The sequence below is a fragment of the Nocardioides sp. genome (assembly GCF_004803405.1).
GTDB lineage: Bacteria > Actinomycetota > Actinomycetes > Propionibacteriales > Nocardioidaceae > Nocardioides > Nocardioides vastitatis.
The window spans coordinates 1-11,113 of record NZ_SSXI01000086.1 but is presented as its reverse complement, the minus strand read 5'-3'; the positions used below and the strand labels follow the sequence as shown (position 1 = coordinate 11,113).

Sequence of the window (11,113 nt, the reverse complement as noted above, 5' to 3'; positions counted from 1 at the left end):
GGCGACGGCCAGCTCCCGTCGGGCGTCGGCGAGCTCGGCCGCGGCGTCGCCCAGCCGCTTCTCCAGGCGCGCGATGGTCGCGTCGCGCTTGGCGACCTTGCCGGTCATGTCCGCGGCGAACTCGACGTTCTCCGCGGTGCGAGCCTCGGTCAGCCCGGCGTAGGCCTTCGCCTGCTCGGCCCGGTCGGTCGCGGCCTCGCGGCGGGAGGCCAGCAGCTCGGAGTGGGTGATCTTGGTGGCGACCGCGCCGAGCACGACAGCGGCGGCAGCGGCGACCGTGACCAACAGCCAGGAGCCGGTCACGGCAGTGCCCGCGACGGTGGCCGCCGCGAGCACGATCAGGAGCACGGCCACCACGAGGCGGGTCGACCGTTGACGGCGGCGGTTGCCGACTGGGGAAGTCATGAACTCACGTTATGTCCCCGGAGGGGGTGACACGGACGTGACACGCTAGTCACAGAGGCAACATTTGCCCCAGGGGTCTCCGTCGGCGCGGCCTCGCGTCAGGCCGATGGGGCTCCGTCGTCGTCGCGGACCCGGCAGGCCCGCTCCAGCAGCAGCGCCGCGACCGCCGCGGCCGCCGCGCACGCCGAGGCGATGAACGAGCGGACCATCCGCGCTTCCGCCAGGGGCGCGGGGTCGTCGATCCAGGTCAGCCCGTAGCCGAGGTAGCCCCCCGCCACCAGCGCCGCGACCAGCGCGCACGCGCGGGCGAGCACCAGCCGGTTGACCGCCTGGTGCGGCCGGAGCAGTCCGCGTCGTACCTGCACGGTGCGATGGGTCGCCCACGCGACGTACCCGAGGATCGCGGCGAGCAGCAGCAGCGCCAGCGGCTGTGCCACCGACACCAGCGGCGGTACGACGCCCAGCCGCTCGCAGACGGGATGCACCGCCCAGCCGACGACCAGGCCGACCACCGCCCAGCCCACCAGGCTGAGCGGCGGCGTCGGTCGCAGCGAGCCGGAGGAGGTCGGTTCCGGCTCCTCCGGCGGGTCGGGCTCCTGAGCGGGGCCCTCGCGGCTCACTCGAACTCGAGGACCAGGTCGTCGCGCCGCACGAGCCCCTCGGTGCCGACCTTGGCCAGCAGCTCGGCGACCGGTCCCATCCCGGGGAACTCCGCGTCCGGCTCGAGGTCGAACCACGGCTGCAGCACGAAGGCGCGCTCGTGGGCCTGGGGGTGGGGCAGCTTGAGCACGTCGGTGTCGCTGCGTCGGTCCCCGACCGCGATCAGGTCGACGTCGAGGGTTCGTGGCGCGTTCTTGACGTCGCTGCGCAGGCGGTCGAAGGCGTCCTCGACGGCCAGCGCGCGGTCCAGCAGCCGGTGCGCCGACAGTGTGGTGTCGGCGAGCACGACGGCGTTGAGGAACGTGCTGGAGTCCGGCGGACAGTCGAGCGGCTGGCTCTCGTAGACCGGTGAGACGCCGGTGACCCACACGTTGGGAGTGTCGGCCAGCGCATCGACAGCGCCCTGCAGGTTGCCGAACCGTTCGCCGAGGTTGGATCCGAGACCGATCACCACACGGCGGATCGGTCGCATCTCGCCGGTGAGCGTGTCCGCGTCGATGATGTTCGGATTGGGGGTCTCGGTCATCCTTGGCCCTCTGCCTTTCCGGTTCGGTCACCCGGCGCGGCCACTTCGCGGCGGCGGGTGATGGTGAGCTCCACATCGGCGAACGGCGTCTGGATCGGCGCGTTCGGCTTGTGCACGGTCACTCGCGCCCATTCAACACGACGGTCCAACAGACAGGCGTCCGCGATCCTCTGCGCGAGGGTCTCGATCAGGTCGACCGGGTCCCTGGAAACCTCATCCACGACATGGTCAACCAGGCTTCCGTAGTCCACCGTGTCACGCAAGTCGTCCGAGGCCGCCGCGGGGCGGGTGTCCACGCCGAGCGCCAGGTCGATGACGAAGGTCTGCCCGTCGCGACGCTCGTGGTCGAAGACGCCGTGGTGGGCGAAGCACTCGATGCCGAGGATCCGCAGCTCGTCGAGCCCGCGCTCCGGCGTGTGGTCGTTCGTCACAGGATGTCCCTCGCCTCCGAGTCAGCGGTCGGGACCGCCCACTGTGCCGCAACCGCGAGCGCGTCGCGGTGGGCGCGCACATCGTGGACGCGCACGCACCAGACCGGCGCACGGCCGGCGCCGACGCCGAGCAGGGTCGTCACGGCCACGCTCGCGGCCTCGCGGCCTTCGACCGGCCGCGGCGCGCCACCCGCGTCCACCAGCAGCCGCCCCAGGAACGTCTTCCGGCTGGCGCCGACGAGCAGCGGGAACCCGAGTTCGGCCAGCACGTCGAGCCGGCGGAGGAGCTCCCAGTTGTGGTGAGCGTGCTTGGCGAAGCCCAGGCCGGGGTCGAGCACGATCCGGTCGTCGGCGATGCCAGCGGCGCGGATCGCGGCGACCCGGTCCGCCAGCTCGGCGCGGACCGCGGGGACCACGCCCCCCTGGGCGTCGTACTCGGCGAACTCCTGCATGTGGTGGCTGTGCGCGCGCCAGTGCATCGCCACGTAGGTCGCACCGGTCTCCGCGACGACGTCGAGGATCTCGGGGTCGGCGAGGCCGCCGGAGACGTCGTTGACGATCCGGGCCCCGGCGGCGACCGCCCGGGCCGCGACCTCGGCGCGCATGGTGTCGACCGAGAGCAGGGCACCGTCGGCGGCCAACGCCTCGATGACCGGCACGACCCGGTCCAGCTCCTCGCCCACCAGCGGCCTGGTGGCACCCGGCCGGGTGGACTCGCCACCGACGTCGAGGATGTCGGCACCGTCCGCGAGCAGCCGCCGGCCGTGCGCGACCGCACTCTCGGGGTCGGCGTGCTGCCCGCCGTCGGAGAAGGAGTCGGGCGTGACGTTGACGACCCCCATCACCAGCGGCCGGGACGTCATGCGCGAAACCCTACCGACCGCCACAGGTGTCCAGCCCGGCCACCGGCGTTCAAGGCTTCGTCCGACGCAGCGCCTAAACTCCGGGCGTGCCGAAGGTCTCCGTGGTGATCCCGACCTACCGGTCGGGACCGGGTCTCGACGACGCCGTGGCCTCCCTGGACGCCCAGACCCTGCCGCGGGAGGACTTCGAGGTCCTGCTCGTCGACGACGGCTCGCCGGACGACACCTTCGACCGGGCTCGGGCGATCTGCGCGACACGGCCGCACTTCCGGGCCGTGCGCATCGCCCCGTCGGGCTGGCCGAGCCGCCCCCGCAACGTCGGGATCACCGAGGCGGACGGCGAGTTCGTCCTCTTCATGGACCACGACGACCAGCTCTATCCCGACTCGCTGCGTGCGGCCTACGCGCTGGGTGCTGCCAGTGGTGCGGACGTGGTGAACGCCAAGGAGGTGCGGACCCGCCAGCCTCGCTGGGGACTGGCCACGTTCGCCGCCGACCTCGACGACGCGAGCGAGCTGCCGCTGCGGGGCCTGCTGCCGATGACGCCGCACAAGCTCTACCGGCGCCGCTTCCTGCTGGACCACGACATCCGGTTCCCGGAGGCGCCGCGCCATCTCTGGGAGGACCTGTTCTTCAACGTCGACGTCATCCGGCACGACCCGAAGGTCGCCGTGCTCAGCTCCGTCGCCTTCTACCACTGGCGGGACACCGGTGAGAACAGCTCGGCACCGGCCGACGGCTCGAAGCTCGACTACAGCGGTGACGCCGAGTACTGGGCCTACCTCGACAAGCTCCTCGAGCACGTGTCGGCCGTGGAGCGGGCGCCGCTTCGGGACGAGCTGCTGGTGCACAACGCAGGAGTACGCCTGGCCTCCCAGATCGGGCAGCGGCTGGCCCGGGCGGGCGGCCCGGAGCGCGCCGCGATCATCGAGCACGTCAGCCGCCTGCTGGCCACGGTCGTCCCGCCGGAGCTGGACGCGCAGATGCCGACCCGGACCCGGATCGCGCTCACGCTCTTCCGGGCGGGCCACGTCGACGAGGCCACCGAGTACCTGGTCGACGGCGACGGAGCCCCGCCGCTGGTGACGATCACCGACGCCGCCTGGGCCGAAGGGGCGCTCACGCTCTCCGGCACGGTGCAGTGGCAAGGAGCGGAGAGCTCGGGCATCGAGCTGCGCAGGGAGCCCCAAGGACTGGTGCGTGCGTTCTCGCCGGCCCTGAGGGCCGCACTGGACGGGCTCGGCCTTCCTGCCGCGCCGGATCTCGAGGACGCCCGGTTGAGCCTGGTGCTCCGCCACAAGTCGTCGTACGCCGCCTGGGAGCTCCCCACGGACACCGTGGTGCGCGCCGCGGCCGCCGCCGACGGCACCCTGCGGCCGGTCGGCACCTTCACCGCACGACTGGACCCGGCCCGCGCCGCCGCAGGCACCCCGCTGCCCCCTGGACCGTACGTCGTGCACGCTGTCGGCGTGCTGGAGGGTCGCAAGGCCGTGAAGCGGGTCCGGACGACCCTGGCTCCGGACGTCCTGGGCGCGGGTCGGCCGCTGTCCGCCAGGGTGACCGAGAAGGAGCACCTCGTGCTGCGGATGCTGCCCACGGAGGGCGAGCCGGCCGTGAGGGCGCGTGGAGGCGGCCGGCGCCGGCTCGGGAGGGGACGCTGACGGTGGTGCTCAGTGGCGAGGGCTGTGGATGAGCGCCATCGCCTCGGAGCGGGTGGCCGAGCGGTGCATGAGGCCTCGGACGGCGGACGTGATCGTCCGGGCTCCGGCCTTCCGCACGCCGCGCATCGTCATGCAGAGGTGCTCGGCCTCGATCACCACGATCACGCCGCGGGCCTCGAGGAGCTCCATGAGCGAGTCCGCGATCTGCGTCGTGAGCCGCTCCTGGACCTGCGGCCGCTTGGCGTAGAGGTCGACCAGGCGCGCCAGCTTGGACAGCCCGGTGATCTTGCCGCTCTCGGCGGGGATGTAACCGACGTGGGCGACACCGGTGAACGGCACCAGATGGTGCTCGCACATCGACCACAGCTCGATGTCGCGGACCAGGACCATCTCGTCGTGGCCGATGTCGAAGGTCGTGGTGAGCACGTCCTCGGGTCGCATCCGCATGCCGGCGGTCAGCTCGGCGTACGCGCGCGCGACCCGCGCCGGGGTCTGCTGGAGACCCTCGCGCTCGGGGTCCTCTCCGATCGCGATCAGCAGCTCGCGGACGGCGGCCTCCGCACGCTCGTGGTCGTACGGCGGCACGTCCTCGGGCTCCCTCTGCGGAGTGAAGATCGGGTCGGCCATCACAGGTCAGCTCCCGGTGGTCGGCTGCGGGGGCTGCGGGTCGGTCGGCGGCGCGACCGGCGACCCGCCGTACACGTCACCGCCCGGACCCGGCGGGGTCAGGATCTGGCCGCTGTCGCGATCGCCCTCGGGCTCGGTGCCGTTGAGGGCACCGTTGACCCGGGCCCGCCTGCGGATCTCTTCGGGGATCTCCACCGGCGGGATGTCAGAGGGGATCCGCGTCGGGGAGCCCGTCCACGCAGGACGCTCAGGGCGAAGCCGCAGGGCCGTGAAGACCTCGGCCACCTCCTCCTTGTCGAGCGTCTCCTTGTCGAGGAGCGCCAGGACCAGCGCGTCGAGCACGTCGCGGTTCTCCACGAGGATGTCGAACGCCTCCTGGTGGGCAGCGGTGAGGAAGTTCTTGGTCTCCTCGTCGATGATCGCGGCGACGTCCTCGGAGTAGTTGCGCGAGTGCCCGATGTCACGACCCAGGAACGGCTCGGCGTTGGACTCCCCGAGCTTGATCGCGCCGAGGCGCTCGGTCATGCCGTACTGGGTCACCATCGCGCGGGCCAGGCTGGTGGCCTTCTCGATGTCGTTGCCGGCGCCGGTGGTCGGGTCGTGGAAGACCATCTCCTCCGCGGCGCGGCCGCCGAGCATGTAGGCGAGCTTGTCGAGCATCTCCGAGCGGGTCTGGGAGTACTTGTCCTCGTCCGGCAACACCATCGTGTAGCCGAGTGCACGACCGCGCGGGAGGATCGTGATCTTGTGCACCGGGTCGGTACCCGGCAGCGCCGCGGCGACGAGGGCGTGACCGCCCTCGTGGTAGGCGGTGATCAGCTTCTCCGTCTCCGTCATCAGTCGGGAGTGGCGCTGCGGGCCGGCGATGACGCGGTCGATCGCCTCGTCCAGCATGTAGTTGGTGATCAGCTTCTGGTTGCTGCGGGCGGTCAGCAGCGCGGCCTCGTTGAGCACGTTGGCCAGATCGGCGCCGGAGAACCCCGGCGTACGACGGGCCACGGCCATCAGGTCCACGTCCGGGCCGAGCGGCTTGCCCCGCGAGTGCACCTCGAGGATCCGCTTGCGACCGGCGAGGTCGGGCGCGTCGACGCCGATCTGGCGGTCGAACCGGCCCGGGCGCAGCAGCGCCGGGTCGAGCACGTCCGGGCGGTTCGTGGCGGCGATGAGGATGACCCCGCCGCGGACGTCGAAGCCGTCCATCTCGACGAGGAGCTGGTTGAGCGTCTGCTCGCGCTCGTCGTGGCCACCACCCATGCCGGCGCCGCGGTGCCGGCCGACGGCGTCGATCTCGTCGATGAAGACGATGGCCGGAGCGTTCTCCTTGGCCTGCTCGAACAGGTCGCGGACGCGGGAGGCGCCGACGCCGACGAACATCTCGACGAAGTCCGAGCCGGAGATGGAGTAGAACGGCACGCCGGCCTCGCCGGCGACTGCGCGGGCGAGCAGCGTCTTTCCGGTGCCGGGAGGGCCGTAGAGCAGCACGCCCTTCGGGATCTTGGCGCCGACCGCCTGGAACTTGGCGGGCTCGGCGAGGAACTCCTTGATCTCGCCGAGCTCCTCGATCGCCTCGTCGCAGCCGGCGACGTCGGAGAAGGTCGTCTTGGGCATGTCCTTGGTGATCATCTTCGCCTTGGACTTGCCGAACTGCATGACGCCCTTGCCGCCGCCCTGCACGTTGTTCATGAGGAAGATGAAGAGCAGGACGATCAGGGCGAACGGGAGCAGCGTGGCGAGGATCGAGCCGAGCAGGCTTGGCTGCGGGTTCTCGGAGTTCGACTTCTCGATGCCACCGGAGGCGAGCTGCCGGTCGACGGCCTCGATCAGGCCCTCCTGCTGACCCTGGATGTAGTGGCTCATCACCTTGTCGCCGGCGTCGCGGGTCCCGCTGTCGAGCGTCGCCTCGATCGCCTGCTCGCGGTCGATGAAGGTGATCTCCTTGACCTCGCCCTTGTCGATGTACTTCGCCATCTGGGAGGTCGGAACCTCGTCGTACCCGCCGCCCGGCGCGAGGAGCTGGAGGGCTAGGACGACGGCGACGACCGCCACAGCGATCCAGACCCAGGGCCCCCTGAAAACGCGCTTCACTGACTTACCCGCTCCCACAGTTGCATTCGGACAGACGACGGTACACGTCGCCTACCTAGGCATTCTCTCCGGTCCATGGTGAACCGGCACTGCCTTCGTCGGCCACCCCTGTCAAACGTGCGAGAGGGTTCCGGGGTTCCGGCCCGCTCGGCGGGTCAGCTGTAGACGGCCGGGGAGAGCGTCCCGATGTCACGCAGGTTGCGGTAGCGCTCGCGGTAGTCCAGGCCGTAGCCCACGACGAACTCGTTCGGGATGTCCCAGCCGACGTACTTGGCACGGATCGGCATCTGGACCGCGTCCGGCTTGCGGAGCAGGGTCGCGATCTCGACGCTGGCCGGCCCACGGGAGCTGAGGTTGGAGGTGAGCCAGGACAGGGTGAGGCCGGTGTCGATTATCTCGTCGACGATCAGCACGTGGCGACCGCTGATGTCGGCGTCGAGGTCCTTGAGGATCCGCACCACACCGGAGGACTTCGTGCCGGAGCCGTACGACGACACGGCCATCCAGTCCATCTCGACGTGCGTCTCGAGCGCGCGGGACAGGTCGGCCATGACCATCACCGCCCCGCGGAGCACCCCGACGATGACGAGGTCCAGGCCGTCGTAGTCGCGGTCGATCTCCTTGGCCATCTCCGCGATTCGCGCCTGGATCTGCTCCTCGGTGAACAGCACCTCGACCAAGTCGTCCCTGACGTCTGCTGCGTCCATGCGCGTCAGGATGACACAGCGGTCGGCCGGAACCGGAGGTGGGAGCGGTCGCGGTACGCCGTGACGTGGCCGGGGAGCTGCACCTCGCCGCTGGTTGCGCCTTGCGCGAGCTGGTGCAGGGCGGTGACGTGGACGTGGAACAGCTCCGCGTCGCGGGCGCCGGCCGCTAGCGCCGCCAGGCGCAGGACACGCGTGGCGACCGCTCGGGGGAGGTCGTGGAGGGCGAGCAGCGGAACGCCCTCGGCCGTGACGAGCTCGTCGTGCCACGCCTGCGCGATCTGGTCGAGCGCCTCGACGTCGTCCCGGACCTGGTCGGCGGTCCGGGCGAGTGTCGCGGCGATCCCGGGGCCCAGCTCGGCCTCCAGCACCGGCAGCACCCGCTGCCGTACTCGGACCCGGGTGAAGCCGGGGTCGCTGTTGTGCGGGTCGTCCCAGAACTCGATGCCCTCGGCCAGGCACGCCGCCACGGTGTCGGCCCGCGCCACGTCGAGCAGCGGCCGGTCGTAGTGGTCGAAGGAGCGGCGCATCCCGGCCAGGCTTCGGGCGCCCGACCCCCGGGTCAGGCCCAGCAGCACGGTCTCCGCCTGGTCGTCACGCGTGTGCCCGAGCAGCACGCGCTCGGCGCCGAAGTGCGCGCGGAGCTGCTCCAGCACGGCGTACCGCGCCCGGCGCGCGGCGGCCTCAGGCCCCAGCCCGGCGGGATCCACCTGGACCCGGGAGGAGGCGGTCTCGTCGGCACCGAGCGACGCCATCTGGGCCACGACGCGGGCCGCGTGCTCCCCGGACCCGTCCTGCAGGCCGTGGTCCACGGTCGCTCCGACCACCCGGAGCCCGGCCTTGTGTCCCTCGAAGAGCGTCGCGCTGAGGAGCGCCATCGAGTCGGCGCCGCCCGAGCAGGCGACCAGCAGCGTCATGCCGGGCTCTGCGAACCGCAGCGATCGGCGAACGCCCTGACGGACGACGGCGACGGCGGGGTGGAGGCCCATCAGCCCAGGACGCGCCGGACCCAGCCCTCGGGGTCGCTCAGCTCTGCCTTGCTGGGGAGGTTCTCCGGGCCGGCCCAGACGGCGTTGAACTCCTCCATGCCCACCTTGTCGACCACGGCGCGGACGAACAGCGCGCCGTCGCGGTACTGCGCCAGCTTGGCCTCGAGGCCCAGCAGCCGGCGCAGGATCCGGTCCAGGGTGCCGACGCCCTGCCGGCGCTTGGTGAACTTCTTCCTGATCTCAGCGACGCTCGGGATGACCGTCGGACCGACGTCGTCCATCACCACGTCGGCGTGCCCCTCGAGCAGGGACATCATCCCGGTGACCCGGTCGATGACCTGGCGCTGCTCCGGCGTGCTGAACATGTCGATGATGCTGCCGCCCCTGCGGCCCTCCTTGATCGCCTCGACGATCCGCTCGACCCCTCCTTCGAGCAGCGTCGTGGGCTCGACCGAGTCGGCGATCGCCTGGATCTCCGAGAACAGGTGCTCGCGCATCCACGGCACGGCCGTGAACTGCACCCGATGGGTCTCCTCGTGGAGACAGACCCAGAGGCGGAAGTCGTGCGGGTCGACATGGAGCTCACGCTCGACGTGGACGATGTTCGGTGCCACGAGAAGCAGCCGGCCGTGCGGCTCGTGGAACGGGTCGAACTGTCCGAGCACCTTGCTCGCGAGGAAGCCCAGCAGACCGCCGACCTCGGCACCGGTGATCTTCGAGCCGACCCTCATCCCGATGCCGCTGGGCTTCTTGGCCTCCAGGATCTTCTCGACCATCGGGCGGGTGGCCACCGCGAACCCCTCGGCGTTGGCCTGCACCCAGCCCGGACGGTCCACGACGAGGATCGGCGCCGTGCCCTCGGGGGCGTCGAGCCCGGTGAAGTCGCGAACCAGTCCAGTCGAGCGGTCGGCCCCCGCGCGGAGCTCGGCGACCGCGTCCGCCGCCTCGGTCGGACTGACGACCGGGCCCTCCCCCGCGATGCGGGAGCCGAGCGCGACGGCGAGCCCCCAGTCGATCATCGCGGGCAGCTCGGCGGTCGGGTCGGTCATGCGGGAAGCCTAGGGCGTGGCCCCAATGGGGGGCCGTGGCGAGCGGGGGTGTGGCCGGTGGGCGGGCGCAGGTCGGGCGGGCGCAGGTTTCTCAAGGTATGCAGCCGAACCGGCACTTCCCCGGGCGTATACGCCCTGGGAACCGTGGGTTCGCCTGCATACCTTGAGAAACCTGCATCGCTCACCGACCGCAGTGACAGGCACCCAGGCTCGCGGCGGCGTTGTCCATCGCGACGCGGGCCAGACCCTCTCGCGGCTTGCGGACCCGATCAGCGAGCAGCGCGAACGCCATCAGGTTGCCGTCGAGGTCGACCGCGATGCCGGCGAGCGAGGTGACGCCGGTCAGCGTGCCGGTCTTCGCCCGGACCCGGCCGCGCCCCTCGGACGGCGCACGGTCCATCCGGTTGGTGAGCGATCCGGTGAACCCGGCGACGGGCAGACTCGACAGCACCGGCCGCAGGGCCGGGTGCTCCGGGGACGCCGCCAGCCGCAGCACGCCCAGCAGCAGCGACGGCGCGATCCGGTTGGCGCGGGAGAGCCCGCTGCCGTCGTAGAGCACGGTGCCGGCGAGCTTGATCCCGTTGGCGGTGAGCACCCGCTCGACGGCGACCTGCCCGCCGGTGAACGAGCCGTCCCCCTGGTCGGCGAGCCCGACGTGTCGCAGCAGCACCTCGGCAGCCTCGTTGTCGCTGGACTCGAGGACCCGCTGCACGATCTGGGCCACGTTCGGGCTGGAGACCCTGCCGACCCTCGTCGCACCTGCGGGCGCCGCGCCCCGCAGCGTCCGACCGACGACCCGGATGCCGTTGCGGGCCAAAGCGTGGCGGAACTCCAGCGCGGCGGTGGCGGCCGGGTCGGCGACCCGGTCGAAGCTCCCCGGCTCGCGGCCCTGGTCGACCCAGAGGGAGGTGATCGGGGTGACCACGTCGTCCGGGATGTAGTCGGCCTCCCACGTCGGGTGCGCCTGCGGGCCGGTGAAGAGCGAGTCGTCGTACGCCAGCCGGACGCGGCGGACGCCCTGCTGGGCCAGCGCCCGGGCAGACCGCCGCGCGAGCGTGGCGACGTCGCCGCCCTGGGGCTGGTACGTCGCGCTCGGGCCACCCTCCTCGGGAC

General features: G+C 71.7%; 11 protein-coding genes and 1 pseudogene. 1 reads left to right on the top strand and 11 read right to left on the bottom strand.

The window, feature by feature from the left end; all coding sequences use genetic code 11:
• The 5 genes and pseudogenes from E7Z54_RS05980 to folP form a co-directional block, all read right to left on the bottom strand.
• Positions 1-405: pseudogene (locus E7Z54_RS05980) on the bottom strand (hypothetical protein); the annotation flags it as partial.
• A gap of 98 nt (positions 406-503) precedes the next feature.
• Positions 504-1,025, bottom strand: a complete 522-nt coding sequence (locus E7Z54_RS05975; RefSeq protein ID WP_240769540.1) for a DUF3180 family protein — start codon at positions 1,023-1,025, stop codon at positions 504-506.
• Positions 1,022-1,591 (bottom strand): 2-amino-4-hydroxy-6-hydroxymethyldihydropteridine diphosphokinase, encoded by a 570-nt coding sequence (gene folK / locus E7Z54_RS05970; RefSeq protein ID WP_136432092.1) that lies wholly within the window; start codon positions 1,589-1,591, stop codon positions 1,022-1,024. The genes E7Z54_RS05975 and folK overlap by 4 nt, the downstream gene beginning before the upstream one ends.
• Positions 1,588-2,022, bottom strand: a complete 435-nt coding sequence (folB, locus tag E7Z54_RS05965) for a dihydroneopterin aldolase (RefSeq protein ID WP_136432091.1) — start codon at positions 2,020-2,022, stop codon at positions 1,588-1,590. Before folB ends, folK begins: the two co-directional genes overlap by 4 nt.
• Positions 2,019-2,885, bottom strand: a complete 867-nt coding sequence (gene folP, locus E7Z54_RS05960; protein ID WP_240769539.1) for a dihydropteroate synthase — start codon at positions 2,883-2,885, stop codon at positions 2,019-2,021. The genes folB and folP overlap by 4 nt, the downstream gene beginning before the upstream one ends.
• 86 nt (positions 2,886-2,971) lie before the next feature.
• Between folP and E7Z54_RS23710 the strand changes: the two genes are divergently transcribed.
• A complete protein-coding gene (locus E7Z54_RS23710; protein WP_136432090.1) occupies positions 2,972-4,546 on the top strand; it encodes a glycosyltransferase family 2 protein in 1,575 nt (524 codons plus the stop codon).
• Between the two features lie 9 nt (positions 4,547-4,555).
• Here E7Z54_RS23710 and folE read toward each other — a convergent pair whose 3' ends face one another.
• The 6 genes from folE to dacB form a co-directional block, all read right to left on the bottom strand.
• The gene (gene folE, locus E7Z54_RS05950) at positions 4,556-5,173 is read right to left on the bottom strand and encodes a GTP cyclohydrolase I FolE (RefSeq protein ID WP_136432089.1); all 618 of its coding nucleotides are present in this window, start codon (positions 5,171-5,173) and stop codon (positions 4,556-4,558) included.
• A 6-nt stretch (positions 5,174-5,179) separates the two neighbouring features.
• Positions 5,180-7,258 carry an ATP-dependent zinc metalloprotease FtsH gene (gene ftsH, locus E7Z54_RS05945; protein ID WP_136432088.1) on the bottom strand — a complete coding sequence of 693 codons (2,079 nt, stop codon included), beginning with the start codon at positions 7,256-7,258 and terminating at the stop codon, positions 5,180-5,182.
• A 155-nt stretch (positions 7,259-7,413) separates the two neighbouring features.
• Positions 7,414-7,965 carry a hypoxanthine phosphoribosyltransferase gene (hpt, locus tag E7Z54_RS05940; protein WP_136432087.1) on the bottom strand — a complete coding sequence of 184 codons (552 nt, stop codon included), beginning with the start codon at positions 7,963-7,965 and terminating at the stop codon, positions 7,414-7,416.
• Between the two features lie 5 nt (positions 7,966-7,970).
• Positions 7,971-8,951, bottom strand: coding sequence for a tRNA lysidine(34) synthetase TilS (tilS, locus tag E7Z54_RS05935; RefSeq protein WP_136432086.1), 981 nt, complete (start codon positions 8,949-8,951; stop codon positions 7,971-7,973).
• Complete coding sequence (locus E7Z54_RS05930; protein ID WP_240769538.1) at positions 8,951-10,000, bottom strand: zinc-dependent metalloprotease; 1,050 nt, start codon at positions 9,998-10,000, stop codon at positions 8,951-8,953. The genes tilS and E7Z54_RS05930 overlap by 1 nt, the downstream gene beginning before the upstream one ends.
• Before the next feature lie 181 nt (positions 10,001-10,181).
• Positions 10,182-11,113 (bottom strand): D-alanyl-D-alanine carboxypeptidase/D-alanyl-D-alanine endopeptidase (gene dacB, locus E7Z54_RS05925; protein WP_136432085.1); only part of this gene is annotated, 932 nt, incomplete at its 5' end.

Coding starts and splice junctions, on each gene's coding strand:
- folK (WP_136432092.1), bottom strand. CDS start 1,591: ATGACCGAGACCCCCAATCCGAACATCATCGACGCGGACACGCTCACC.
- folP (WP_240769539.1), bottom strand. CDS start 2,885: ATGACGTCCCGGCCGCTGGTGATGGGGGTCGTCAACGTCACGCCCGAC.
- folE (WP_136432089.1), bottom strand. CDS start 5,173: ATGGCCGACCCGATCTTCACTCCGCAGAGGGAGCCCGAGGACGTGCCG.
- hpt (WP_136432087.1), bottom strand. CDS start 7,965: ATGGACGCAGCAGACGTCAGGGACGACTTGGTCGAGGTGCTGTTCACC.
- tilS (WP_136432086.1), bottom strand. CDS start 8,951: ATGGGCCTCCACCCCGCCGTCGCCGTCGTCCGTCAGGGCGTTCGCCGA.
- E7Z54_RS05930 (WP_240769538.1), bottom strand. CDS start 10,000: ATGACCGACCCGACCGCCGAGCTGCCCGCGATGATCGACTGGGGGCTC.